This is a genomic window from Thermomonas sp., assembly GCF_041919455.1.
Lineage (GTDB): Bacteria > Pseudomonadota > Gammaproteobacteria > Xanthomonadales > Xanthomonadaceae > Thermomonas.
The window spans coordinates 1-25760 of record NZ_JAYRTQ010000007.1; the positions used below are offsets into that span (position 1 = coordinate 1).

Genomic DNA, 25760 nt, shown 5'->3' on the forward strand with positions numbered 1-25760 from the left:
GCACTGCCGATGGCGACCTCGCAAGACCACAAGCGGGTGGGCGACGGCGACACCGGCCCGAACACCGGCGGCATGGGCGCCTACTCGCCGGCACCGGTGGTCACGCCGGAGGTGCATGCGCGGGTGACGCGCGAGGTGGTCAATCCCACCGTGCAGGGGATGATCAAGGACGGCATTCCGTTCACCGGCTTCCTCTACGCCGGGCTGATGATCGACGCCGACGGCGCGCCCAAGGTGATCGAGTTCAACGTCCGTTTCGGCGATCCGGAAACCCAGCCGGTCATGCTGCGCCTGCAGTCCGACCTGGTCGACCTGCTCGACGCCGCGATCGACGGCCAACTGCATGCCACCGACGCGCGTTGGGATCCGCGTCCATCGCTGGGCGTGGTGATGGCGGCGACACCGTATCCCGAAACGCCGATCACCGGCGATGTGATCTCGGGGCTGGACGCCGTGCCCACGAATGCGAAGGTCTTCCACGCCGGCACCGCATTGGACGCGAGCGGGAACGTGGTGAGCGCCGGTGGCCGCGTGCTGTGCGTCGCCGCGCTGGGCGCGTCGGTTTCCGACGCACAGCGCAATGCGTATGCGGGGGTCGATGCGGTCTCATGGGCGAATGAATTTCATCGCACCGACATCGGCTGGCGCGCGATCGCGCGCGAGCAGGCCGGACACGGCGACTGACGCCGTGCGCGAGCGCGTCGAACCGTTCCGCGCGATGGCCATCGGCCAGCTCGCCCGCGCGCTGGAAGCGGAAGGCCGTTCGATCATCCACATGGAGTTCGGCCAACCCTCCACCGGCGCGCCGGCAGCCGCATTGGCCGCGGTGCGCGACGCGCTGGATCGCGATCCACCCGGTTACTGGGAAAGCCTGCCGCTGCGCCAGCGCATCGCGCGGCTGTATCTCGAGCGGCACGGCATCGAGGTGGATCCCGCGCGCATCCTGCTCACCTGCGGCGCGTCGCCGGCCCTGCTGCTGGCCTTGCTGGCGCGCTTCGAGGTCGGCGACCGCATCGCCTTCGCGCGGCCGGGCTACACCGCGTATCGCAACACCACGCTGGCCGCGCACATGCGGCCGGTCGCGATCGGCTGCGGGCCCGAGGTCCGCTACCAGCTCACCGCCGATGCGATCGCCGCGCTGGAGCCCGCACCGGCCGGCATCATCCTCGCCAGCCCGGCCAATCCCACCGGCACGATCCTGCAACCCGACGCACTACGCGCCATCGCCGACGTGTGCCGGCAACGCGGCATCGCCATCATTTCCGACGAGATCTACCACGGCCTGCACTACGCCGAGCCCGCGCATTCGATGCTGGAGTTCGCCGCGGATGCGTTCATCGTCAACAGCTTCTCCAAGTACTGGAGCATGGTCGACTGGCGGCTGGGCTGGCTGCTGGTGCCGGAAACCCATATCGATGCCGCGCGCGCGCTGATCGGCAACCTGTTCCTGACCCCGCCCTCGCCCAGCCAGCAGGCCGCGCTGGTGGCGATGGACTGCGATGACACGCTGGAAGGGCATCGCGCGATGTACGCGCGCAATCGCGCGTTGCTGCTAGACGCCTTGCCGACGATGGGGCTGGCGCGGATCGCGCCGCCCGATGGCGCGTTCTATGTCTGGGCCGACGTCGGCCACCTGACCGACGACAGCATGGCGTTCTGCACGCGCCTGCTGCAGGAGACCGGCGTGGCGCTGGCGCCGGGCGTGGATTTCGACGCGGTCGATGGCCATCGCTTCATCCGCTTCAGCTTCGCGCCGGACAGTGCGCGCATCGAAGAAGCGTTGCGTCGCTTGCGGCCGTGGTTCGCCGCGCAAGTGCGGATCGACTGAGCCTCAGCCGGCGCTGCCGGTCGCCTGCATGAACAGTTTCGACTGGCCATGCGGGGCGCTGCGCAAATACTGCGGCGGTGCCGCGACCTGCGCGCCCAGCGCGGCGGCGGCATGCCAGGGCCAGCGCGGGTCGTAGAGCATCGCGCGGGCCAATGCGACGGCGTCTGCCTTGCCATCGACCAGCACATCCTCGGCCTGCTGCGGCTCGGTGATCATGCCCACGGCGATGACCGGCATCGCCACCGCGCGCTTGATCGCCTCGGCGAACGGCAGCTGGTAGCCGGGGCCGATCGCGATCTTCTGCGCGGGATGCAGGCCGCCGCTGGAGACATGGATGAAGTGGCAGCCGCGCGCCTCCAGCGCCTTCGCCAGCACGATGCTCTGTTCGATATCCCAACCGCCTTCCACCCAATCGCTGGCGGAGATGCGGATGCCGAACGCGATCGAATCAGGCACCACGACCTTGATCGCATCGAAGACCTGCAGCACCAGGCGCATGCGATTTTCGAGCGTGCCGCCGTAGGCATCGGTGCGCTGGTTGCTCAAGGGCGACAGGAATTCGTGCAGCAGGTAACCGTGCGCGGCATGGAGTTCGATCAGGTCCACGCCCAGCCGCAAGGCGCGCGTCGCGCTGTCGACGAAGGCACGGATGATCGCCTCGATGCCGGCATCGTCCAGCGCTTCGGGCAGCGGATCGGTCTCGGCATACGGGATCGAGGACGGTGCCCGCGTGGTCCAGCCGCGTGCATCACCCGCGGGAATGGGACCGCCGCCGGCTTCCCAGGGCTTGAGCGTGGAGGCCTTGCGGCCGGCATGGGCCAGCTGCACGCCGATCTTCGCCGGCGACCAGCGCCGTGCCGTGGCCAGTGCGCTCGCGAATGCGGCTTCGGTGGCGTCGTCGTACAGGCCGAGGTCGGCCCAGCTGATGCGCCCGCGCGGCTCGACCGCAGTGGCCTCGATGATGACGAGGCCCGCACCGGACAGCGCGAGGTTGGTCCAGTGCTGTGTGTGCCAGTCGGTGGCTTCGCCGTCGATCGAGGAGTACTGGCACATCGGCGCCACCACGATGCGGTTGGGCAGCGACAGCGGACCGATGGCGAGCGGCGAAAAGAGTTGGCTCATGCGATTGCTCCGATGCGGGCCGCCACTATCCGGTGCCGGCATCGCAGCGACAACGCCATGCGCGGAACGCTGACGTGCAGGTCGGTCCACGGGAATGTGCGTAGCTCGGCCTTTGCCCGTCGTTCCTGCGAAGGCAGGAACCCAGCGTCTTTGCTTTCAACTACTCAGAGTCACTGGATCCCTGCCTTCGCAGGGATGACAGCCTCGCTCAGGCCGTGCTCTAGCGCGCCGCCGCCGGCAACGCATCCAATGCCTTGATCACCTGCTTGGCCAGCATCGGCTGCGCCCCCGCGACCGGATGCAGGTTGTCGCCCTGGAACCACTTACGCTCGACGCCGAGCGGCGCGAGGAAATGCGGGATCAGGCCGGTGCCAAGGCGCTGGCTGATCAGCACGTAGCTGCGCTGGAAATCGCTCGCGTAGGTGCCGAAGTTCGGCGGCAGTTGCAGGCCGACCAGCAGCACGCGCGCGCCTGCCGCCTTCGATGCGCCGATCATCCAGCCCAGGTTCGCACCCATCTGCTTGAGCGGAAGCCCGCGCAGGCCATCGTTGGCGCCAAGTTCGATGATCACGATGTCGGGCTTCGCCCGCTGCAGCTCCGCGGCGAAGCGGCTGCGGCCGCCGGCCGTGGTCTCGCCGGACACGCTGGCGTTGTGGAAGCGGTAGGTCGCGGATTTTGCATCGGCCAGCGCCACCCAGCCCTGCTCGGGCCGCAGGCCATAAGCGGCCGACAATGAATCGCCCATCACCAGTACCTTCAGCTCACGCGCGAGGGCCGCCGGTGCCGCTAGCATCGACAGCATGGAACAGACCCCCAGCACCCACGCCCGCATCGCCCTCGACATCGATTCCACTCCTGGCCCAGTCGCCGCAGACGCTAGCACGGCCGCCCGCGGCAGCCTGCGAACCCGCGGCGTGGGCAAGACCGTGCCGTTGCCGGAGAACGCGCTGACGATCCTCGACGGCATCGACCTGGACATCGCGCCCGGCGAGCGCGTCGCCATCGTCGGCAGTTCCGGCTCGGGCAAGACCACCCTGTTGTCGCTGCTGGCCGGGCTGGACCTGCCCAGCCGCGGCGAGGTCTGGCTGGACGGCGTGCCGATCCAGGCCGCCAGCGAGGACGCACGCGCCGCGGTGCGCGCTGCCGCGGTCGGCTTCGTGTTCCAGAACTTCCAGTTGATGCCGGCGATGAGCGCGCTGGACAACGTGGCGCTGCCGCTGGAATTGCAGGGCAAGCCGGGCAACGACGCGGCGCGGGCGTTGCTGCAGCAGGTCGGCCTGGGCGAACGCCTGCATCACCTGCCGCGGCAACTGTCCGGCGGCGAGCAGCAACGCGTGGCGATCGCGCGGGCCTTCGTGGCGCAACCGCGGATCCTGTTCGCCGACGAGCCCACCGGCAACCTCGACCGTCGTACCGGCCTGGCGATCGAAGACCTGCTGTTCGACATCGACACCGCGCGCCGCACCACCGTGGTCATCGTCACCCATGACGAACGCCTGGCCGCGCGTTGCGACCGCCAGTTGCGGCTGGAAGCCGGGCGGCTGCAGGCGTGAATGCACTCGCGGTGTTGCGGATGGCCGCACGACAGGCGTGGCAAGGCTGGCGTGCCGGCGAATTCAACGTGCTGCTGGCCGCGCTGTTCGTCGCCGTGCTGGCGCTGGCCGGCGTGGGCAGCATCGCCCAGCGCACCACCGATGCGTTGGCGGAACAAAGCCGCCGCCTGGTGGGTGGCGATGCCGCCTTCAGCAGCGATGGCGGCAACGTGGATGCCGCGGAACGCGATGCGAAGCGGCTGGGCCTGGCGGTGTACCGCAGCGTGGAGCTGTCGAGCATGGTCGGCGCGAAGGCCGCCACGCCGCAGCTCGGCACGCTCAAGGCGCTGGCCGGCGATGCGCCGCTGCTCGGCAACTATCGGGTGCGTACCGCAAGCGGCGAGCAGTCGTTGCCGCGACCGAACGCGGGCGAAGCGTGGCTGAGCCGCAGCGGCGCGGAGCGCATGCGCGCCGCGATTGGCGACACCATCACCGTCGGTGGACGCGCGCTGACGATGAGCGGCATCGTGGTCGAGGAACCCGACCGTCCGCTCAATGGCGTCGAGCTCGGGCCACGGGTGATCCTGCCCCTGGTCGAAGTCGAGACCGGCGGCCTGCTCGGCCCCGGCGCGCGCGCGTCGTGGCGGATCTCGGTGGCCGGCGCACCCGCGGCCATCGCCGAATGGGTCAAGGCGCGCGAAGCCGATCGCTCGCCCGGCGCACGCGTGGAAACCGGCGACGACATCAGCCCGCAGTTGCGCAACGCGCTGGATCGCGCGCAGCGGTTCCTGTCGGTCTCGCTGGTATTGACCGCGGCATTGGCCGCGGTCGCCATCGCCATGGCCTCGCGCCAGCATGCGGAGCGGCATCGCCGCATCGCTGCCACCTTCCGCGCGCTGGGCGCACGCCAGCGCGACATCGCCGGCCTGTACGTCGGCACGCTGGCGCTGCTGGGCAGCATTGCGATCGTCGCCGCGCTGATCGCGGCGACCGCGCTGCAATACATCGCCGGCCTGTGGATCGCCCGCGAACTCGGCACCGCGCTGCCCACGCCGCGTGCGTGGCCGTTGCTGCAGGGCGCATTCGTCGGCGGCTGGATCCTGCTCACCTTCGCGTTGCCGCCGCTGCTGGCGCTGCGCCGGGTCAGCGCGCTGGCGGTGTTGCGCAGCGACCTGCGCACGCCCTCGCCGCCGGCGCTGGTGCTGTTCCTGCTCGCCCTGGCCGGCATGCTGGCGATGTTCTGGCAGGCCGCCGGCAATGCGCAGGCCGCCGCGATCCTGCTCGGCGGCCTGCTGGCGACGACCGCCATCCTCGCGGTGGCCGGTGGCTTGCTCGCCGCGACCGTGGCGCGGCTCGGTCGCGGCGGCAGCGGCATCACCCGCTACGCCTTGTTGAACCTGTCGCGCCGCCGTCGGCTGACCATCGCCCAGGTCGTTGCGCTGGGCACCAGCCTGATGGCGCTGCTGTTGCTGTTGCTGGTGCGCACCGATGTGTGGGACCAGTGGCAGGCCACGGTGCGCGGCGACGCGCCCAATCGCTTCGTCATCAACGTGCAGCCCGAGCAGCGCGCGACCTTCGATGCCACGTTGCAGCGTCTCGGCTTCAGCTCTGCCGGCCTGTCGCCGATGATCCGCGGCCGCTACGTCGGCTTGACCGCGCAGCAACGTGGACGCCCGCAGCCGCAGGGGCGCGGCGAACGCGTGATGGAGCGCGAATTCAACCTGTCGACGGCCGATAGCTTGCCCGAAGGCAATACGTTGAAAGCCGGCACGTTCTGGGATGCAAGGACCGCACGCAACCAGTTCTCGGTGGAAAGCAAGTTCGCCGAACAGTTGCAATGGCGACTGGGCGATACGCTGGTGTTCGACATCGCCGGGCAGCGCATCGAAGGCAGGATCACCAGCCTGCGCGACGTGCGCTGGGAAAGCTTCACGCCGAACTTCTTCGTGCTGGTGTCGCCCGACCTGGCACCCGGCCTGCCGGCGACCTACATCACCGCGGTGCGCGTGCCGCGCGGCGATGCGACGCTGGCCACGGCGTTGACCCGTGAGATTCCAAACGCCAACGTCATCGACATCGATGCGGTCACCGGCGAGATCGCGCGCATCGGCGACCAGGCGGCGATGGTGATCCAGGTGGTGTTCTGGTTCGCGTTCCTGTCCGGTTGCCTGGTGTTCGTGGCGGCGGTCGCGGCCACCCGCGACGAGCGCATCACCGAACTCGGCGTGCTGCGCACGCTGGGCGCGAGTACCGCGCAACTGCGGCGCTCGCAACTGGTGGAATTCGGCGCGATCGGCGGCATCGCCGGCAGCATCGCCGCGCTGGCGGCGGCCGGGATCGGCAGCCTGTTCGCCCAACGCGTGCTGGACCTGCCGCCGACGTGGAGCCCGACCACGCTCGCCACCGGTGCCATCGTCGGCACCGTGGCGGCGATGCTGGCCGGCTGGCTGAGCATGCGCCGGCAACTGCATGCCACCGTGCGCGACACTCTGGGGGCTACCAGCGGCTGAGGGAGGGCGATCGCCGGCATTGCAGCCGCCGGTATCGCAATATAACATCTGTTAGAACACCCTGCGAATCACCGCCATGAAGCTCAAGATCACCGCCATCGGCAATTCCGCTGGCGTCATCCTGCCCAAGGAACTCCTGGCCAAGTTGCGCCTGGACAAGGGCGACGAGTTGTACGCGGTGGAAACCGTAGACGGCATCCGCCTGACGTCCTACGACCCCGTCTTTGCGGCGCAGATGGAAGTTGCGGAGAAGATCATGCGCGAGGACCGCGATCTGTTGCGCAGGCTTGCAGAGTAAGCTGCGATGATCGTCTGGATCACTCAGCCGCTGGCGCTCGCCATTCACGAGCGGCAAATGGCCGAGCATGGCGGCGGAACCGGCATTCGCGATGAAGCCCTGCTCGAGTCCGCGCTCGCGCGGCCGCAGCAACTGCACGTCTATGGCGATCCACCGCCCGACTTGGCGGATCTCGCCGCCAGCCTTGCGTACGGATTGGCGCGCAACCACCCATTCGTCGACGGCAACAAGCGAACGGCGCACGTCTGCTATCGCGCTTTCCTCGCCATCAACGACGTCGAACTCGACGCCAGCAGTCAGGACAAGTACCTGCAGATGCTTTCGCTTGCCGACGGCTCATTGGGCGAAGCCGATTTCGCCGCGTGGTTGCGTCCGCGCCTGCGCTCGAAGGCACCGAACGAGGTGCACGAGCCGACGAAACGCTACCGCTAGACCCTGCCGATCAGATGTTCGCGTCTTCCGGCGGCAGCGTGGTCGCCAGTGGCGCGGCACCGCCCGCGTCGTCGGTGGATTCCGGGCAGCGCGCATCCAGCGTGTACGCCGTCATCGACAGCGAACCGTACGTGTAGCCATCCACCAGGACCTTGGCCGATGCAGCTTGCGCCGACGCCAATCCCGCGATGTAGAGCAGCGGCAGGAAATGTTCGTCGGTGGGCACCGCCAGTTTGTAATCCCGATGCGAAGCCAGCGAGGCGATGTCGTGCGGGCGCTCCAGCATCAGTTGCCGGGCGTCGTTGTCGAACCGCTCGGCCCAGTCGAAGGCGCCATTCGGGTTCTTCCAGTCGATCGCGCGCAGGTTGTGGACCACGTTGCCGCTGCCGACGATGAGCACGCCGCGCTCGCGCAGCGCCGCCAGCTTCGCGCCGAGCGCCAGGTGCCACGCAAGCGGCTTGCGCGCATCGATCGACAGTTGCACCACCGGGATGTCGGCCTCGGGGAACGCATGCACCAGCACGCCCCACGTCCCGTGGTCGATGCCCCAGCCATCCAGGTCGAAGCCGACCCGATCCGGCGACACCACGTCGGCCACTTCCTGCGCAAGTTCGGGCAGTCCGGGCGCCGGGTACTGCACATCGAACAGTGCCTGCGGGAACCCGTAGAAATCGTGGATCGTGCGCGGGTTCGGCATCGCCGTGACCGCCAGGCCGTTGACATGCCAGTGCGCCGAGACCGCCAGGATCGCCCGCGGCTTTGGCACCGATGCACCGAACGCGCGCCATGCCTCGGTGAAGCGGTTGCGCTCCAGCGCGTTCATCGGGCTGCCGTGACCCAGGAAGGCGGCGGGCATGAGGGGCGTGGCGGACATGGCGGGATCCTCGTGGACGTGACCTCACTGTAGGCACGCCGTGGCCGGGATTCGACCGCGGCGAATGGAACGCATCGATCCCTCAGCCGCGCGCCGGAAGCACCCGCGGATTACGCAGCACCAGTGCCGACACCAGCGAGACCAGCACGCCGACCGGGAAGATCTCGGCGAAGGTCATCGGCAGGCGAAACATCGGGTTCGCGTACTGGACCTTGAAGGCCTCCATGTCCGCGGTGAGTTTGGCCAGCGCTGCAGGATCGATCCCCTTGGCCTTCTCCGCCGCGATCACCGACGCGCCGTAGCTGCCGGCAAAGTCCTTCACGATGGTGGCCTGCACCAACTCCCACGCGACGACATAGAACAGCGCCGCGATGAACGAGATCGCCAGGCCCATCCCGAACGCCGGCCAGAACTTGATCACCCCGCCGCCGCCGACATCGCGCTGGTGCTTGATCCCCATGAACACCGCGCTGAACGCGACCAGCATGGTGGCGTAGCCGATCGCCATGCCCAGCCAGCCGTGCGGCATCTCGCCGCCGCTGGCCCCGAAACTCACGATCATCGACAGCCCGACCACCAGCCCCGCGATCACCCCGTACTTCACGATGTCACGCCACATGCCCCACCTCCGTTGATTGCACAGGCGCCGATTGCAGGCCAGCGCGCAGCGTTCGTCCATCGCCCGGAAGGGTGATTTCGCCGGAATCACCCGCCGAAACGAGGTTCAAGGCACCAATCCCAGCTCGCGCGCCTTGCGCAGGGCATCGGTGCGACGCCGCGCCTCCAGCTTCTCCAGCAACCGTGCGACATGCGTCTTCACGGTGTTCTCCGACACGTGCAGGCGCAACGCGATCTCCTTGTTGGAGTGGCCGGCAGCAATCTCATGCAGGACTTCCAGCTCGCGCGGGCTGATCCCCAGTGCCGCCTGCGCCTGCGGATTGCCCTCGATGCCGGAGGCAGCCGCCGGCGCGCGACGCCCCAGCAGCCGCATCCCCAGCCACAAACCCAAGACGAGGAAGCCGGTGGCCAGCAGGCCGTCATAGATCGCCGAGGGGTAACTGCGCACCAGCCGCTGGTAGTCCAGCCATTGCAGGGCCACGGTGCCGCCCGCCAGCAACGCGGCGTACAGCGCGATGTGGATCCAGGGAATGGCGGGGCGTGAACGCATGCGCGGGGAAGGAAATGGGGTCGAAGGAAATGGGGTCGGAGTGGATTTTTCGCCGATGGACCTCGGCACATCCGGACGCTACACCGAAAAACTCCACTCTGACCCCATTTCAGCGCTCACCCCCGCAGGATCTTCTCCATCGACTTGCCCTTGGCCAACTCGTCCACCAGCTTGTCCAACTGCCGGATCTGCTTCATCAGCGGATGCTCCACGTCCTCCACGCGCACGCCGCAGACCACCCCGGTGACGAGATGCGCGTTCGGGTTGTATTTCGGCGCCTTGGCGAAGAAGGTCTCCAGGTCGGCATCGCCCTCGTTCTGCTTGCGTAGCCCGGCCGGCGTGTAACCCGTCAGCCAGCGGATGACCTGGTCCACTTCATCCGCGGTGCGACCTTTGGCCACAGCCTTCTTCACGTACATCGGGTACAGGCCGGCCCATTTCATGGCGAAGACTTTCTCGAGCTTCAAGGGATCCGCCTCATTGCGTGCGTCGCTCTTGTGGGAGGGGCTTCAGCCCCGACCGGCATCTTGTCCGGATAGCCGACGCCTCAATCCAGCGCGCGCACGTACAGCGCCTTGCCACCGGTCGCCGCGGTCCCGCGCTCCTCCACCCTGAAGTGGTGCGGATGCTGGCGCAGCAGGTCGCTGAGTTTCTTCTGCCCGTACAGGCGCGGGTCGAAGTCGGGCCTGACCTTGTTGAGGTAACTGCCCATCGTGCCCAGGTGCGCCCAGCCCTCGTCGTCGGAGGCTTCCTCGATGGCCTGGCGGATCAACTCCAGCGGCAACGGCAACGGCCCCGCGGGCTTCGGCGCCGGCGCGGGAGACGCGGGAGCAACGGCGGGCTTGCCCTGGGCCTGCGTGGTCTTGGCGGCCACCTTCTTCGCGGCTTTCTGCGCAGGCCTGGATGGTGCCGATGCCGTTTGCTCCGCGCGCAGCACCTCGGTGTAGACGAACTTGTCGCAGGCCTGCACGAACGCATCCGGCGTCTTGCGCTCGCCGAAGCCGTAGACGGTCAGGCCTTCCTCGCGCAGCCGCTGCGCCAGGCGGGTGAAATCGCTGTCGCTGGTGACCAGGCACATGCCATCGAAGCGCCCGGTGTACATCAGGTCCATCGCATCGATGATCAGCGAACTGTCTGTGGCGTTCTTGCCCACCGTGTAGGCGAACTGCTGCACCGGGCTGATCGAGTGCTTGAGCAGCACCTTCTTCCACTGCCCCAGCTGCTGCGAGGTGAAGTCGCCATAGATGCGCTTCACGCTGGCCAGCCCGTACTTGGCCACCTCCGCCAGCAGGCCCTCGATCACAGAGGCCTGCGCGTTGTCCGCATCGATGAGCACCGCCAGGCGGCGCTGGCCGTCGTCGTGGGCTGGTCTGGGGCGGGTGGTCATGGCGGGGTCCGAGGCTGTGGCGGTGTCAGGGCTGATTGAAGCACGGTCTGCACGAAACACCGCAACGCTTTGACTTCGCTCTTGTGGGAGGGGCTTCAGCCCCGATTGATTGATCTGCACTTGCGTGGGAGCAACCTCAGCCGCGAGCTCTCGCCTCCCCTCTCCCCTTGTGGGAGAGGGTGCCCGAAGGGCGGGAGAGGGGGTGCTGCCCAACTCGACTACATCTCCGGCGTACTAACCTCAATGATCCGCGCCGCCTCATCCGCACGCCGCCGACTCTCACGAATCTCCTCCGCCGTTGGCTGCCGATCATTCGGCATTCCAGCCGGACGATCCTCGATCGTCGTACCCGTGTAGTGAGCGATCAGTTCGGGCTGCCGCCCCGGCACCGCGCCCACCTGTTGCAGCACGCCTCCTGCCGCAACGTCCTGAGGGACCGGCAACACCTGACCCGCGGCGGGCACGCTGGCAGCACGAGTTGCACCCGGCAGCGAGCCGATCACGGATTCAAGCGTCTTGGTAAATACCAAGATCGCGACGAGGGCCACCAGCAATTTGAGTACCACGATCCACAACCCGGCACCCATCGCGTTGGCGAAAGCGCCACGACGACCACGACCAGGTGCGCGGGCCCCATATCGAATCCTGTCCGCTGTAGCGTTGAGCAAATGCTCGCCAATGTTGTCCCATCGCGCATCGCCCGCTTCAGTGCACACGCGTGACGCGTCCGGCAACGGCCCCAGCATCCCGCGCAAGTCGTCGCCATCAACCAGCTGCACATGTCCCTGCCTGGTCGCGGCTTCGATGGCCGCGCGGGTGAACTCGCCGCTGGTGACCAGGATCACGCCGGTCGCGCCCTCGTTCACCATCAGACCCATCAATTCATGCACCGCGTTGTGCGGTACCTGCTTGGCGTTCCAGTGCTTGCACTGGACCAGGATGTAGGCGTCGTCCTTGCGGAGCTTGAGGTCTATGCCGCCGTCGAAGCGGGAGCTGGTGGCGCCGGTGCCGCAATGATCGACCGTGTAACCCTGCTCGCGGTAGTAACCGGCCAGCAGGGACTCGAGTTGGTCCCATCGCACTTGGGTCAGAGCGTCGGTGCGGCGGTGGCGGACATTCTTGAGCCCTTGCACGACCTTGCCTCAATAGACCACAGGACGATTTGCGCCGGCGCGGTTCCGCAACCCTTCGTAGAGTTGACCAGGACCGAGCAGGATGTCCTTCAGCCCGTCGCGTACACGTTCCGAACCCAACGCCTGGCTGCTCATCGTAGTGTGCGCGTCAAGCGCATCCATGATCGCGTGCAGCAGCGCATCTTTCAGATCGGGTGAATTGGCGAACTGCTCCTTGCTGTTGCTGCCCGCCTGCTCGACCAGCGTGGCGTTCTCCAGCAGTTTCCCCTTCAGTACGCCATTGACGTAGACCAGTTGATCGTCCTCGCTGAGTTTCCCTTCGAACAGGCCATTGACCTTCTCGATGATCTCCTGAAGCAACACCACGTCCTTGTCCTGCACGCGCCCCGAGCCTGTGGCGTCGATAGGCGGCAATTTCAGCTCTTCACCGGCAGCAAGGTAAAGCGGAGCGGAGCTGCCGCGGCGCAACGTGTGGTGGGTCAGGACGACTTTCGACAAGTCCACCGTCTCCCGCTCACGCCCGAACTCGAGCAGCGGCAGCAGGCGCTTGTAGAAGATGAAGCGCTTCTCGATGTCGGTGTTGCCGTAATCGAACATCTGCGACAGGAAGGCGTACAACCGGACATACGCCCCGAGATCGCTTTTGAACAGCGTCAGCGCGTCCAGCGCCTCTTTGGAAGCCTTGGCCGCCGCGCCGTCTCCTCCCGCCTCCGCAGCGACCCTTGCCTGTTGCGCGGCACGATAGCGCTTGAGCAGACGGTCAGCCACTGGCGCGATGGCTGCACTGAGCTGGGCCTGCGTTCCCTTCGGGTCGGTATCGACCTTCGCGACGCGATCCACCTCGAAGCTGTCGTAGTGGCCGCTCGCATCGAGCTTGGCGCGCAAATCGTAGACGAGGTTCGGGTCGGTGGTCGCTTCCAGCGATGCAGTTTCGTAGTACGTCTGGAACGCCTTCAGGATCTCACCGGGCTCGTTGACGAAATCGAGGATGTAAGTGGTGTCCTTGCCTGGATGCGCACGATTGAGCCTCGACAAGGTCTGCACCGCCTGGATGCCGCCCAGCAACTTGTCCACGTACATGCCGCACAGCAGCGGCTGGTCGAACCCCGTCTGGAACTTGTTGGCCACCAGCAACAGGTGGAACTCGGGTTTGGAGAAGGCTTCGCGAATGTCGCCTCTCAGGCCGGGATTGAGCAGCTTGCTGGTTTCGGTGACAGGGTCCGGATAGCTCTCCGGATCGTTGACCTCACCCGAGAACGCGACCAGCACCCCGAGCGGATAGTTCTGGCGTTCGATGTAGCCGCGGATCGCTTTCTGCCAGCGCACCGCCTCCTTCCGTGACCCCACCACCACCATCGCCTTGGCGCGTCCATCGAGCAACGGCTGCACATTCTCGCGATAGTGCTCCACCACGATTTGCACCTTGGCCGCGATGTTGTAATCGTGCAGGCGCACCCATTGCATGAGCCCTTTCATCGCAGTGGAGCGCTCCACTGCGGTCTGATCCAGCTCCTGGCCCTCGTGCGCCAGCCGGAACGCCAGGTCGTAAGGCGTGTAGTTGCGCAGCACGTCGAGGATGAAGCCCTCTTCGATCGCCTGGCGCATGGAATACACATGGAACGGCTGCGGCTGGCCGTCGTCACCAGACCGGCCGAACAGTTCCAGCGTCTTGGTCTTGGGCGTGGCGGTGAACGCGAGATAGGTCAGACCCTCGTTCGCTCCTGCGCGAGCACCCATGCCCGCCGCAAGCAGCAGCTCGGTGTCGACTTCGCCACCGTCCTGCAGATCCGCCCACTCCTGCGCACTCAACAGCTGCTTGAGCTTGGCCGCCGACTCGCCGGTTTGCGAGCTGTGCGCCTCGTCGGCAATCACGGCGAAGCGTTTGCCCTCGGTCGCCGCAAGTTCCTGCACGGCCTGCAATGCGAACGGGAACGTCTGGATCGTGCAGACGATGATCTTCTTGCCGTCCTTCAATGCCTGGCCCAACTCCGCGCTCTTGCTGGCGGAACCGCCCGTGATGGTGGCCACCACACCGGTCGTGCGCTCGAAGTCGAAAATGGCCTCCTGCAACTGGGCATCCAACACGTTCCGGTCGGAGACCACCAGCACGCTGTCGAACAGCTTGCGATTTTCGGCATCGTGCAGATCGGCCAGGAGGTGCGCGCTCCAGGCGATGGAGTTCGTCTTGCCGGAGCCGGCGGAATGCTGGATCAGGTAGCGCTGGCCCACGCCATTGGCCAGCACATCGGCGACCAGTTTCCGGGTGACATCCAGTTGGTGGTAGCGCGGGAAGATCACGCTGGACAGCTGCTTGCGCTCATCGCGCTTGCCGATCAGGTAGCGCCCCAGTATCTCCAGCCAACTATCGCGCGCCCAAACCTGCTCCCACAGGTAGCTGGTCGCAAAGCCCTGCGGATTGGGCGCATTCCCTGCGCCACCTTCGTTGCCACGGTTGAATGGCAGGAAGCGGGTCGCGGCGCCTTGCAGGCGCGTGGTCATCATCACTTCGCCCTGGCTCACCGCGAAGTGCACCAGTGCACCGCCCGGGAACCCCAGCAATGGCTCCGCACGCCCGCCCTTCGGCTGCGGGTGACGGTCGAATCGGTACTGGTCCACCGCATCGCCCACGGACTGGGTGAAGTCGGACTTGAGTTCCGCCGTGGCCACCGCAATGCCGTTGACGAACAGCACCAGGTCCACGCAATCCTGCGGATTGTTCAGCGAATGCCGGATCTGCCGCACCACGCGCAGGCGGTTAGCCGTGTAGTGCTGCTGGATCACCGGGTTCATCGCCAGGGCCGGCTTGAACTGCACCACCGACAGTGGCGCTTTCAGCCCCACCATTTCCACGCCACGACGCAGTACATCCAGCGTGCCGCGCTCATCCAGACTCTTGCGCAAGCGTGCGGCCACGCGCTCACCCACCTGCGGACCATGCGTCTTGGTCAGCGCCTGCCAACTCGCCGGCTGGGTCTGCTCGATCCATGCCAGCAGGTCAGGCAGGAACAACGCGTGCTCGCGGTCGTAAAGCGCGGCGTCGCCCTCTGCGTGCAACCAGCCGTTGGCGGCGAGGTGTTCGCAGATCTCGCGCTCGAAGTGGTGTTCGCGATGCAGATTCACGCCGCCATCTCCCGTAGCCGCGCTTCGACGATACCGGCCCGGTCCGCCTCAGCAATCAACCCGGGTAGCGCATTGCTGAAATCCGGATGGACCAGGAGTGCGGCGAACGCGTCACCAATGGCTTGCCGCAGCGCTGGCGGTGCCGTGGCCAACTCGAGAGGCAACTCTTCGCGCCCATCCACGATGTTCAGGACATCCTCAAGGTCATGACTCCCCAGGATGTCGCCCGCACCACGCGACTTGAACGCCTCCAGCTTCGTGGCCACGAAGCCGACCGCACTCACAACCCGGATGGTGATGCCATCGCCCAGGTCGATGGGCAACGCGGTCTCCACCGCATAGGGATACCAGCGATTGGAAAACCCCAGGACATCTGGCTGCACCGGCATCAGGTCGAACAGCACATCGGACTCACGATGCACCCATCGGCAGATCACCCCGCTTTCGACATCCCGCCTGAAGCCACGTGCGGCCACCTCGCGCTCAACCTCGTGGAACCGAGCCAAACCGGCCTCGATCACACCATCCACGTCGTATGTGGCGCGGACGCCTTCCGCGAGTGGATCCGTGAGCAGCAAGCCAGCAACTGCGCCACCCACGAACACCACCTGCTCGCGCAGAACTCCCAGGGCATTGGCAATGAGGCGAAGATTCGGCAGGTTTGGGTCGTCACGCCGCATTACCGGCCCCGAGTTCCTTCTCGAGCAGTTCGGCTGCCAACGTCCGCTCCCGTGCCCGACCCATGCGCAAGGAATCCTGCAGGGCGAGTAACCGATGCAGCGCCGGATCCGCCAGCGCCGCCTGAGGCGCAGTGCGATAAATCGGCGAAAGGCTCGGGCCCCTGGCACTGCCTTGAGGATGCGCCCATACCGGCGCCTCGCCTGAGGCAGCCATGAGGCGTCCCGCCAATGGTTCGCTGCCGAATGCCGTGGGGACGCCGCGTTTGACCGGCCCTGCTACCGCAGGCCAGACATAGCGCACACCATGCACGGCGAACTCCAGCAGGGCCGGCCGCACTGGGGACCAGTCGCCCCTTCCGCGCATGACCGCCAGCCCGGCGGCTACCGTGCGCTTCACGCTTGCATGCACCTCCGACGCGCTCATGGACAGCGCTTCACCGAGGCCAGCGTAAGTCCAGCGCTGCTGGCTGTGGGCCGCAACCTTGAACAGCACCAGTAGATCCTGTGGTCGGAGTTCCATGGCCGTATTCGGTATTCGCGAATTGCGAATATCACGGGGTTTCTCGCAGAAGGCAAGCGCCAGGACGGGAACCCCCGTTACTTCCTCAACCTTCGCGGTAGCTGCGCTCCAGCAGCGGCTTGGCCTTCACCAGGTCGGCCAGCGTGCGCACGGTCAGTTCCAGATCGCCCGTACCCCAGTGGCCGATCTCGCGCACGTCGCGACTGAAACCATCCTCCAGTACCACGGTATCGGGATCGAGCTTCAGCATCACCAGTATCTTGTTGGGATACATGACCACGCTGGCGAAGTTCTTCAGCCGACGGAAGGCGATATACAACTTCAGGCGTCGTTCGACCACGTCATCCCCCAGCGCCATCACATGAGATGCCAGCGCGTCGTAAACCGCGCGTGTCGCTGGCAGCGCGCCCGCGTACTGCTCGTCGAAGCTCTTGTCCTTGCCGCCCGACTTGGACTGGGCCGACTGTTCCGTACCCGGCTTCGCCGCAGTGACATCGGCCACGCTGACCGCATTGACCAATTCCAGCAGTAACAGGTCATCGTCAAACAGTTTGTAACGCAGCAGTTCGATGTTGCGCGGGATCTGCTGCACGGCGTGTTGGTCGTAGCGTGTGAAGTCGGCGGCGATGCAGAGCAATCGCGTGCCTGCCCAATCGATGGCCTCCGCGGTCTCCTTGCCGAATGTCTCCATCACCAGCCAACGGAACTCGGCCTGATGGTCAAGCAGCCAGTCCAGGTAGAACAGGCCCTGGTTGATGACATTCTCGTTGCTGTGGCGCTTGTATTCGACGATGACCGGGCAGTTGTTTTCGTCGATGCCCAATGAATCGATACGGCCCTTGTGGGTCTTGCCGGTGGCGTATTCGCTGGCGAGAAAACGCACGCCGAGGAAGGCGGGCATCTGCGCTTCGATCAGAGATTGCAGTTGCTTTTCGATGGCGGCTGCGCGGCCGGGAAGTTCGGTGGCCTTACCGGCGGTGAGGCGAAATAGTTGGAGGTCGCTCACAGGTTGTCCTTTGGCGTTTGTGCCAGCACTTTCATTCCGACGCCGGGCCTCCAGTCGGGTGACATTGCGAGCAGCGCTTCCTCCGCACCGTGACACGGATAGATTGGATATTCATCACGCAGGCGTGAAAGATTGAGGTACGCATAGAGATCGAACGCACCGCCCTCCGTTTTCACGTACACGCCGTAGCGGATGCCGTCCGTGACAATCACCCGGCGACACGCGGGCCGTTTCTCTGCGTAGCCTGCGGCCTGCGCTTTCGCAGACAAGCATGCGTTGTCCATCTTCTTGGCTTCGACGACGGCCTGCAGGGTTTCGTCGCTCCGCGGCAGGCTGTCGAACAGCCCCACGTCCAGATAGTTCCATTCGATCGCCATGCGCTGCGGCGTCCAGCCAAGTGCGCGGAGCAAAGGGACGACGAGATAGGCGACTGTTTCGTGCTCTGAGGGCTTCTTGCCCTGCGCCCTTCCATACCAGCGTGCAATGCGCGTCAGCTCACCGATTTCATCCATCAAGCGGGTGATCGACGCACTGGCCACGCCGTGATCAAAAAGGAACTCGGAGATCCGGGAATAGTCGATCTCCTGTCCACCTGCCAGATACGGCAATGCAGGCAGGACCGCATCGACCGGACAGTTCGGCTGCAGCGAATCCAGCCACGCGCGAACCGCGCCCTCGCCCAGCAGTTGTGTCGTGTCGCCGAGTTTCAGGGCGTAGGTCTCGAACGTTTGCGGGCCGACCCAGTACCAGCGCACACGGCGGACGTGCTGCAAGACCCAACCATCGACATCGCCGAAGGCATCGCACCATTCATAACCACCAATCAAAACACCGACGGCAGCAACAACCTTCGTGCCAAGGCGCAGCACCACGATATCGCCGTCCTGCATGTCCTGACTGAAGCGACGCAGATCACTGAGCTTCTTTGCTGACCAGCCCTCGTCGTGCAGGAGCCGGCTGCAATCCGGCCAACGACCCAGATGTCCAGGTCCGTTGAGAATCACACCCCACTTCAGGCACAGGTCGACGTAATTACGGTCGTCGTCGCCGGCGGCGTGTTGCCAGACGTTGCACCCTTCGAGTTTCATGCGGCCAGACCCCGCACGTCGATCTTGCCGGTGACGGCGGCGGCGATCAGGGCACTGCGGCGCTCCGTCAGCAAGTCAATCGCACGCCTAGCGTTTTCATGCAAAAAATCCATCCTCTCTAGCTCATGCCGCAGGTGTTCGACAATGCAGGTTTGCTCAGTCACCGGTGGAATGGCGATCACGAATGAAGTGATCTGGTCGGGACTGATATGCGGCACGCTGACACCTGTTGTCTCCGGAGAGAAGTGCGCCACGAACATAGGTGTCGACAAGTAATGCATCAAGAATGGAGCAAGTAGACCAGCGCTCGTTCGGAGCGATGCTACGCGCTGAAGCAAGAGGCAAGGAAGATCGGATTCACGGACTCGCGCCACGCGCATTCCCGCAGAGATCAATGGTCGATCCATCCCGAGAACGAGATCACCAACCTTGAGCTCATATTCGTCAAGACCATCACCTGGAGTTCGTTCCCAGTAAGCCACATCGTCCCAACGGAGAGCGCCCACTCCGACGTTCGCTCCGCGCAATAAACGCGTGCCGCTGCCGCTGTGATCAAAACCAACGGAAGGGAACGCGAATCCTGAAAGAACCGACAGAAAGCGCCCGCATTTAACAACCTCCCAATGCGCCGGCACCTCCCCGAGCCACGCAATGCCAGAGTCCTTCATCGGCACATCAGGATCAAGGCCGCGGGTGACGGCATGGGAGATGGTGGCCTGGCGCTTTTCGGCCAGCAGCGCCAGCAGCGTTTCCTGCTCTGCGATCAGGGCGTCGATCTTGGCGGTTTCGCGGTCGAGAAACGCTGCAACTTCGACTTGCTCTTCTTTGTCTGGGAACGCCATCAAATGCGCACCGAGAGCGCCCTGCGTCATGCTTGGCAGCGCAGTGTTCGTCGAGTAATACGAGAACGGAATCGAAAGCGCCGCGTAGTAGCAAAATTTCCCGCAAGCATCCGTCGCAATGTGCGTCCAATACATCGTGTCAACGGCCCAGAACTTGCCGGTGACATAGAGGGGTCGATCAATGGTGCCTTTACGGCCTAGCAATACCGACTCGCCGTCGTGCATGTATTCACTGGCATAGGCGAAAACTCCACCAGAGCCGTAAACCGGATAACCATCTTCAACTTCAATAGGCTTGTGATCGGACCCGTTTTGGAACTCGACGAGACGCTTGAAGGGCGCAACGTCCCAATGCTTAGGCACCTCACCGAGCCACGGCACTCCGCTGTCCTTGTACTCCGAATACCTCGGCAGACTCATTCCGCCAACTCCCCCAGCATCCGCATGATCCGCGCGGACACCTCCTTCAGCTCGGCATCAATCACCTCCAGCGGCCGCGGCGGCTCAAACACGTAGAAGTGTCGGTTGAACGGAATCTCGTAGCCCACCTTCGACTTTGTCTCGTCGATCCACGCATCCGGCGCATGTGGCAGCACCTCTCGCTTGAAGTAAGCGCGGATGTCCTGCTCCAGCGGCACATTCTCGGTATCGCGCAGGCTGCTGTCCGCTTGCGGCAGTCCTTTCTGCCTGCCCTTCTGTCCCAGCACGATGTTGCCCGCTTCGTCCCGCAGCGGGCGCTCCACTGTGATGGTGGTGTAACCGAAGTCCTCATTGCGGAAGATCCGCGAGATCGGCACGCGCTTGAGTCGTCCATCCTTTGGCGCGTCCGGCGCGTCTTCGGTGGAGGTGACGATGCGCTGCTCCAGTTCCTTGCCGTCTGCATCCAGCACGCTGATGCGCTCAGCCTCCACGAAGTCGCCGAAGAGGCGGGTGATGGTGGCGATGTGCGCGTCGCCCAGTTCCTTGCGCTTGCTGCCCAGCGACTTGCGCATCTTCTGCCAGAAGCTGCTGGCATCGATCAGCTGCACCCAGCCACGGCGATCGTCCGGCTTCTTGTTGGAGACGATCCAGACATAGGTGCTGATGCCGGTGTTGTAGAACATGTCGGTGGGCAGGCCGATGATGGCCTCCACTAGGTCGTTCTCCAGCAGGTAGCGGCGGATCTCGCTTTCGCCGCTGCCCGCGCCGCCGGTGAACAGCGGCGAGCCATTGAGCACGATGCCGAAGCGGCTGCCGCCCTGGCCATTCACTACCGGCGCCATCTTCGCCACCAGGTGCAGCAGGAACAGCATCGAACCGTCAGACACACGCGGCAGGCCGGGCCCGAAGCGACCATCGAAGCCCTTCTGTTCGTGCTCGGCACGCACCTGCTTCTCGACCTTCTTCCACTCCACCCCGAACGGCGGGTTGGACAGCATGTAGTCGAACTTGCGATGGGCGTGGCCATCCTCGCTCAGGGTGTTGCCGGCCACCATGTTCTCCACCGGCTGGCCGCGAATCAGCATGTCCGCCTTGCAGATGGCGTAGGACTCGTCGTTGAGTTCCTGGCCGGACAGGGTCAGGCGCGCGGCGGGGTTGTGCGCCAGCAAATGCTCGGCGGCGACGGACAGCATGCCGCCGGTGCCGGCCGTGGGGTCGTACACGGTGCGGACCACGGCGTTGCCGGGGGTCAGTACGTCATCGTCCTCGATGAAGATCAGGTTGACCATCAGACGGATCACTTCACGCGGGGTGAAGTGCTCGCCGGCGGTTTCATTGGAGAGTTCGGCGAACTTGCGGATCAGTTCCTCGAACACGTGACCCATCTGCGCGTTGTCCACGCGATCCGGGTGCAGGTCGATGTTGGCGAATTTCTCCGCGACCAGGTACAGCAGACCGTCCTTGGCCAGCCGCTCCACCTGGGTGTGGAAGTCGAAGCGGTCGAAGATGTCGCGCGCCTCCGGTGAAAAGCCGTCGAGGTAGGCGTACAGGTTCTGCTTCACGTGATCCTGGTCGCCCAGCACGGCGCGCAAGTCCATCGGACAGGTGTTGTAGAAGCCCACCTTCGAGATGCGCAGCAGGAATGGTGCGGGATTGACGCCAGCCGCCTGCTGCTTGCCGACTTCGGCCAGGACCTTTTGCTTGGTCGGTGCCAGCACGCAATCCATGCGACGCAGCACGGTGAACGGCAGAATCACCTTGCCGTAGTCGGATTGCTTGAAGTTGCCGCGCAGCAGGTCGGCGACTGACCAGATGAAGCTGGAGAGGGACGCTTGGTTCATGGATCCGGGGTTCTGAGGCGCCCAGGTCGGGCTGCTTCATCATAGTGAGATGGACTGGTTGGGGACGAGCAACCCCTCTCCCGGCGCTTCGCGCCACTCTCTCCCACGACGGCAGGCGCATCGGGGCTGAAGCCCCTCCCACAAAGCAGCCACTCTCTCGCCCGTAGGGTGCGCGCTTCTGGATGGATGGAAGAGCACCCCTCTCCCGCCCTTTGGGCACCCTCTCCCACAAGGGGAGAGGGGAAGAGGAGCTATCCTCCGCCCATCCAACGGAGCCCCGCATGTCCGGCCACAGCCAGTTCGACCTGCTCAAGCAGCGCCGCTTCCTCCCGTACTTCACGGTGCAGGCACTGGGCGCGTTCAACGACAACGTGTTCCGACAGGCGATCATCGGCCTGCTGGGAGTGATGGCGGCGGCGGGGCTGCTGGACGAGTCCACGCGCGGCACTTACACGCAGCTGGCGCCGGCGGTGTTCATCCTGCCGTACTTCCTGTTTTCCTCGATCGCCGGGCAGTTCGCCGAGCGCACCGAGAAGTCGAAGCTGATCCGCATCACCACCGCGATGGAGATCGCGATCATGTCGCTGGCGGCAGTGGGCTTCCTGCTGCAGGACATGCGCGTGCTTCTGGTCGCGCTGTTCGCCACCGGCGTGCAGAGCACGCTGTTCGGGCCGGTGAAGTATTCGATCCTGCCGAGCGTGCTGAAGCCGGAGGAACTGACCGGCGGCAATGGCCTGGTGGAGATGGGCACCAGCATCGCGGTGTTGCTGGGCATGCTGTTCGGCGGGCTGATCTTCACCGTGGCCGGCGAGCACGGCACGCAGGCCGCGGCGGTCGCGGTGATCCTGCTGGCGATCGCCGGCAACGTGTTGAGCCGGATGATCCCGGCGGTGCCGGCGTCCGCGCCGGACTTGAAGGTGCAGTGGAACCCGATCCCGGAGTCCATCGCCATCCTCAAGCTCGCGCGCAAGCAAGTGGCGGTGCGCAATTCGATCCTGGGGGTGAGCTGGTTCTGGTTCACCGGGACCGTGCTGACCGGCAACCTGCCGGTGTACGCCGAGACCCACCTGGGCGGCACGCCGACGTTGTATGTGTTCGCGCTGGCGGTGTTCTCGATCGGCGTGGGCGTGGGCTCGCTGCTGTGCGAAAAACTGTCCGCGCGCACGGTCGAAATCGGCCTGGTGCCGCTGGGCGCGATCGGCATGAGCGCGTGCATCGTGCATCTTGGTTTCGCGCCGGCCATCGCGGCGAAGGGGCTGGATGTCGCGGGGTTCCTGCAACAGGCGGGCGCGTGGCGGGTGGTGCTGGACCTGGCGGGCATCGGCCTGTTTTCCGGATTCTTCGTGGTGCCGCTGTTTGCGTTGATCCAGAGCCGCACGCCGCGCGACGAACTCTCGCGCGTGATCGCCGGCATGAACATCCAGAACGCGATCTTCATCGTCGCCGCGGCATTGGGTGGCGTGGCCCTGCAACAGCTCCTGGGCTGGAGCATCCCGCAGGTGTTCCTGGCGCTGGGCATCGCCAGCATCGTGGTCGCCGCGTGGATCTTCAGCCTCGTCCCCGAGTTCCTGATGCGCTTCCTGAGCTGGCTGCTGGTGCGCACGCTCTACCGGCTGAAACTGCACGGCATCGAGAAGAACGTACCGGACGAAGGCGCGGCCCTGCTGGTCTGCAATCACGTGAGTTACATGGACGCGTTGATCCTGGCGGCATCGATCCCGCGGCCGGTGCGCTTCGTCATGTATTACAGGATCTTCAACATCCCGGTGATGCGCTGGATCTTCAAGACCGCGAAGGCGATCCCCATCGCCGGCGCGCGCGAGAACCCGGAACTGATGCAGCGCGCGTTCGACGAGGTCGATGCGGTGCTGGCCGAGGGCGAACTGGTCTGCATCTTCCCCGAAGGCGCGTTGACCAAGGACGGCAACATCGCGCCCTTCAAGTCCGGCGTGGAGAAGATACTGGAACGTCGCGCCGTAACAGTAGTGCCGATGGCGCTGAAAAACATGTGGGGCAGCATGTGGAGCCGGCGCGCCAATGCGAAGGAAGGCAGCGCGTTCGACCGCATGCGCGTGCCGCGACGCCTGCGTGCGCATGTGGACGTGGTGGCTGGCGAGCCGGTGGAGGGCGCGACGGCGACGGCGGAATTGCTGGAAGCGAAGGTGCGCGAATTGCGCGGGGAGGCGGCTTAGGGCATCGGGGCTGAAGCCCCTCCCACAAAAGCGAAGCCTTGTAGTGCTCTCGTAGCAGGGGCTTCAGCCCCGATGCTCCAGCGAGCCTGGGAGGGAGCCTTGCGCTGCTCTTGTGGGAGGGGCTTCAGCCCCGATGCTCCTGATTCCGACCTCGTTCCCAATAGGCGCTGACAACCACATCGCATCCCAGTAGGGATAGTCGCCGACCCGCTTGACGAGGCCCGCCCGCACGGGATTCATGACGATGTACCGCGCGGCCTGTCGCAGGTGGCGCTCTCCGCGAATGATCTGATCGTGGAATCCGTCCTGCCACACGCCACCCAGATGCGGGTACTTCGCGCGAATACCGCGCGCAACCCTCCCTTTCGCTGCGCCGATGCTCTCCGCGAGATCAGCCGATGCTTCGAGCTGCAGGATTCCATGCCAGTGGTCAGGCATGAGTATCCACGCCAGGAGCTTGGCATCGCGCCACGCGGCATCCGCTGCAAGCCAACGGCAGGCGTCGAACGCAACGACCTGATTCGCAAAATGAGGGCGCCGCTGCCGGGTGGCGAAGGTCACCAGATAGGCGTGGCCAGGCATCGAGCGGCGGCCTTTGCGTAATGCGGCATAGCCAGGCGTCATGCTGCACATCGTGCTGCGTGGGGTGCTGATCAGGGAGTAGCCATCTGCTCGAACTCGGGTGGGAGATTGGAGCAAGAGGCTGTAGGACTTTGGCTAGAGCATCGGGGCTGAAGCCCCTCCCACAAGAGCGCTGAAACATGTGGAGTGGGACCGCTTGGTCCAAAGGCACCGGCGCATCGGGGCTGGAGCCCATTCCACAAGAGCCAGGCTCAAAAGAACTGGAACCGGAAAATCACCCCACCCAGCCCGCCACCACGAACAGCGCGATCACCGCCAGCCACAGCACCAGCACGCGCCAGGCCAGGTTCATCGCATCGCGCAGTTCCGGCAGTTCACCGAACACTTCGGCGAGTGCGGTCGATGCCGGAATGCCGGACTCCGTGTAGTCGGCCACTTCCTCGGCGATCTCACTGCGCACGCTGGCGCGGGCGGCATTCGCCAGCAGGCGGCTGTCGAGGCCGAATGCGTTGTCCTCGCGCCATGCCGACAGCACGCTGTCGAAATTGCCGACCAAGGCGAGCGCCAGCGCGATCAGCTGGGTCACCGGCCATTCCAGCACCGACAACCACAGCCGCGCGCCTTGCAGCGTCTCGTGCGGCAGGGCGTCGGCGTCCTGTTCGGCGGCAAGCGCGCTGAGGCGATACAGCAGCGCACCGAACGGGCCCAGCACGCAGAACCAGAACAGCACGCCGAACCAGCGACGCAGCGCGTTGCGGAACACGGCCTCGACCAGCGACGCGCCATCGAGTGGCGCATCGACACCGGGCGGATACAGGCGTGCCGCGGCGAGACGGCGCGATGCAGCATCGGGCGCGTCGAGCACCGCAGCGACATCGAGATCCAGATCGCGCGGTCCCCAGCACCAGAACAACACGACGATGTCTAACAGCAGGCCGACGAAGCCCCACAGCGGCTGGTCCAGCGCGACCTGCAGCAGACCCGCAACCAGCAACGGCACGACCAGTGCCAGCGCGATGCCCCACGGCCCGCGCCAGAGGCTGCCTTCGGGGAATTGCGCGTTGAGCCACTGCAGCCAGCTGCGATACCAGCCGAACTGGCGCAGGCCGTTGGCGACGCCCGGCGCGAGATGGCCGATGGCCAGCGCGATGATGACGGCGAGCAATGTGGCGGACATCGCCGGAT

The 25760-nt window shown here is 65.4% G+C and carries 24 protein-coding genes and 1 pseudogene; 7 read left to right on the top strand and 18 right to left on the bottom strand.

The genetic code is table 11. The features are described from left to right. A partial coding sequence (locus ACE3T8_RS06230) for a phosphoribosylamine--glycine ligase (RefSeq protein WP_374607723.1) occupies nucleotides 1–684 on the top strand: 684 nt, incomplete at its 5' end. 4 nt (nucleotides 685–688) lie between these two features. Continuing rightward, nucleotides 689–1828: a pyridoxal phosphate-dependent aminotransferase gene (locus ACE3T8_RS06235; RefSeq protein ID WP_374607725.1), complete on the top strand. Its 1140-nt coding sequence runs from the start codon at nucleotides 689–691 to the stop codon at nucleotides 1826–1828. A 3-nt stretch (nucleotides 1829–1831) separates the two neighbouring features. Here the strand turns inward: ACE3T8_RS06235 and ACE3T8_RS06240 are convergent, their stop codons facing one another. Beyond that, nucleotides 1832–2950 (bottom strand): NADH:flavin oxidoreductase/NADH oxidase, encoded by a 1119-nt coding sequence (locus ACE3T8_RS06240; RefSeq protein WP_374607727.1) that lies wholly within the window; start codon nucleotides 2948–2950, stop codon nucleotides 1832–1834. A gap of 220 nt (nucleotides 2951–3170) precedes the next feature. Further along, the gene (locus ACE3T8_RS06245) at nucleotides 3171–3752 is read right to left on the bottom strand and encodes an arylesterase (protein ID WP_374607729.1); all 582 of its coding nucleotides are present in this window, start codon (nucleotides 3750–3752) and stop codon (nucleotides 3171–3173) included. Between ACE3T8_RS06245 and ACE3T8_RS06250 the strand changes: the two genes are divergently transcribed. The 4 genes from ACE3T8_RS06250 (at nucleotide 3751) to ACE3T8_RS06265 (ending at nucleotide 7722) form a co-directional block, all read left to right on the top strand. Beyond that, nucleotides 3751–4503: an ABC transporter ATP-binding protein gene (locus ACE3T8_RS06250; protein ID WP_374607731.1), complete on the top strand. Its 753-nt coding sequence runs from the start codon at nucleotides 3751–3753 to the stop codon at nucleotides 4501–4503. The genes ACE3T8_RS06245 and ACE3T8_RS06250 overlap by 2 nt on opposite strands. Continuing rightward, on the top strand, nucleotides 4500–6992 hold the full coding sequence (locus ACE3T8_RS06255; RefSeq protein ID WP_374607732.1) for an ABC transporter permease: 2493 nt from the start codon (nucleotides 4500–4502) through the stop codon (nucleotides 6990–6992). The genes ACE3T8_RS06250 and ACE3T8_RS06255 overlap by 4 nt, the downstream gene beginning before the upstream one ends. Nucleotides 6993–7068: 76 nt before the next feature. Next, the gene (locus tag ACE3T8_RS06260) at nucleotides 7069–7290 is read left to right on the top strand and encodes an AbrB/MazE/SpoVT family DNA-binding domain-containing protein (RefSeq protein WP_374607734.1); all 222 of its coding nucleotides are present in this window, start codon (nucleotides 7069–7071) and stop codon (nucleotides 7288–7290) included. Nucleotides 7291–7296: 6 nt separating this feature from the next. Then, nucleotides 7297–7722, top strand: a complete 426-nt coding sequence (locus tag ACE3T8_RS06265; RefSeq protein WP_374607735.1) for a type II toxin-antitoxin system death-on-curing family toxin — start codon at nucleotides 7297–7299, stop codon at nucleotides 7720–7722. A gap of 10 nt (nucleotides 7723–7732) precedes the next feature. Here ACE3T8_RS06265 and ygiD read toward each other — a convergent pair whose 3' ends face one another. The 14 genes and pseudogenes from ygiD to ACE3T8_RS06335 all read right to left on the bottom strand — a co-directional run bounded on the left by ygiD (nucleotide 7733) and on the right by ACE3T8_RS06335 (nucleotide 21801). Beyond that, nucleotides 7733–8596, bottom strand: coding sequence for a 4,5-DOPA dioxygenase extradiol (gene ygiD / locus ACE3T8_RS06270; RefSeq protein ID WP_374607736.1), 864 nt, complete (start codon nucleotides 8594–8596; stop codon nucleotides 7733–7735). 82 nt (nucleotides 8597–8678) lie between these two features. Further along, on the bottom strand, nucleotides 8679–9215 hold the full coding sequence (locus tag ACE3T8_RS06275) for a DUF4199 domain-containing protein (protein WP_374607738.1): 537 nt from the start codon (nucleotides 9213–9215) through the stop codon (nucleotides 8679–8681). 105 nt (nucleotides 9216–9320) lie between these two features. Further along, nucleotides 9321–9764, bottom strand: a complete 444-nt coding sequence (locus tag ACE3T8_RS06280) for a response regulator transcription factor (protein WP_374607740.1) — start codon at nucleotides 9762–9764, stop codon at nucleotides 9321–9323. A 116-nt stretch (nucleotides 9765–9880) separates the two neighbouring features. Further along, nucleotides 9881–10231 (bottom strand): DUF2200 domain-containing protein, encoded by a 351-nt coding sequence (locus ACE3T8_RS06285; protein WP_374607742.1) that lies wholly within the window; start codon nucleotides 10229–10231, stop codon nucleotides 9881–9883. Nucleotides 10232–10311: 80 nt separating this feature from the next. Continuing rightward, nucleotides 10312–11151: an NYN domain-containing protein gene (locus ACE3T8_RS06290; RefSeq protein WP_374607744.1), complete on the bottom strand. Its 840-nt coding sequence runs from the start codon at nucleotides 11149–11151 to the stop codon at nucleotides 10312–10314. A 25-nt stretch (nucleotides 11152–11176) separates the two neighbouring features. Beyond that, nucleotides 11177–11275: pseudogene (locus ACE3T8_RS06295) on the bottom strand (DUF6053 domain-containing protein); the annotation flags it as partial. 94 nt (nucleotides 11276–11369) lie between these two features. Beyond that, entirely contained in the window at nucleotides 11370–12284 is a 915-nt protein-coding gene (locus tag ACE3T8_RS06300; RefSeq protein ID WP_374607746.1) for a restriction endonuclease, read from the bottom strand. Between the two features lie 9 nt (nucleotides 12285–12293). Beyond that, the gene (locus tag ACE3T8_RS06305) at nucleotides 12294–15404 is read right to left on the bottom strand and encodes a type I restriction endonuclease subunit R (protein ID WP_374607748.1); all 3111 of its coding nucleotides are present in this window, start codon (nucleotides 15402–15404) and stop codon (nucleotides 12294–12296) included. Beyond that, nucleotides 15401–16084 carry a hypothetical protein gene (locus ACE3T8_RS06310; protein ID WP_374607749.1) on the bottom strand — a complete coding sequence of 228 codons (684 nt, stop codon included), beginning with the start codon at nucleotides 16082–16084 and terminating at the stop codon, nucleotides 15401–15403. The genes ACE3T8_RS06305 and ACE3T8_RS06310 overlap by 4 nt, the downstream gene beginning before the upstream one ends. Further along, the gene (locus tag ACE3T8_RS06315; RefSeq protein ID WP_374607751.1) at nucleotides 16074–16604 is read right to left on the bottom strand and encodes a MarR family transcriptional regulator; all 531 of its coding nucleotides are present in this window, start codon (nucleotides 16602–16604) and stop codon (nucleotides 16074–16076) included. Before ACE3T8_RS06315 ends, ACE3T8_RS06310 begins: the two co-directional genes overlap by 11 nt. 85 nt (nucleotides 16605–16689) lie before the next feature. Next, complete coding sequence (locus tag ACE3T8_RS06320; protein WP_374607753.1) at nucleotides 16690–17610, bottom strand: DUF5655 domain-containing protein; 921 nt, start codon at nucleotides 17608–17610, stop codon at nucleotides 16690–16692. Beyond that, complete coding sequence (locus tag ACE3T8_RS06325) at nucleotides 17607–18698, bottom strand: hypothetical protein (protein WP_374607755.1); 1092 nt, start codon at nucleotides 18696–18698, stop codon at nucleotides 17607–17609. The genes ACE3T8_RS06320 and ACE3T8_RS06325 overlap by 4 nt, the downstream gene beginning before the upstream one ends. Then, nucleotides 18695–19960 (bottom strand): restriction endonuclease subunit S, encoded by a 1266-nt coding sequence (locus tag ACE3T8_RS06330; protein ID WP_374607756.1) that lies wholly within the window; start codon nucleotides 19958–19960, stop codon nucleotides 18695–18697. The genes ACE3T8_RS06325 and ACE3T8_RS06330 overlap by 4 nt, the downstream gene beginning before the upstream one ends. Continuing rightward, complete coding sequence (locus ACE3T8_RS06335) at nucleotides 19957–21801, bottom strand: N-6 DNA methylase (RefSeq protein WP_374607758.1); 1845 nt, start codon at nucleotides 21799–21801, stop codon at nucleotides 19957–19959. Before ACE3T8_RS06335 ends, ACE3T8_RS06330 begins: the two co-directional genes overlap by 4 nt. A gap of 281 nt (nucleotides 21802–22082) precedes the next feature. Between ACE3T8_RS06335 and ACE3T8_RS06340 the strand changes: the two genes are divergently transcribed. Beyond that, nucleotides 22083–23993, top strand: a complete 1911-nt coding sequence (locus ACE3T8_RS06340; RefSeq protein WP_374607760.1) for an MFS transporter — start codon at nucleotides 22083–22085, stop codon at nucleotides 23991–23993. 63 nt (nucleotides 23994–24056) lie between these two features. On the opposite strand, the gene ACE3T8_RS06345 is transcribed toward ACE3T8_RS06340, so the two are convergent. Then, nucleotides 24057–24617, bottom strand: coding sequence for a transposase (locus ACE3T8_RS06345; RefSeq protein ID WP_374607761.1), 561 nt, complete (start codon nucleotides 24615–24617; stop codon nucleotides 24057–24059). 232 nt (nucleotides 24618–24849) lie between these two features. Continuing rightward, on the bottom strand, nucleotides 24850–25752 hold the full coding sequence (locus ACE3T8_RS06350; RefSeq protein ID WP_374607763.1) for a hypothetical protein: 903 nt from the start codon (nucleotides 25750–25752) through the stop codon (nucleotides 24850–24852). Nucleotides 25753–25760: the final 8 nt, after the last annotated feature.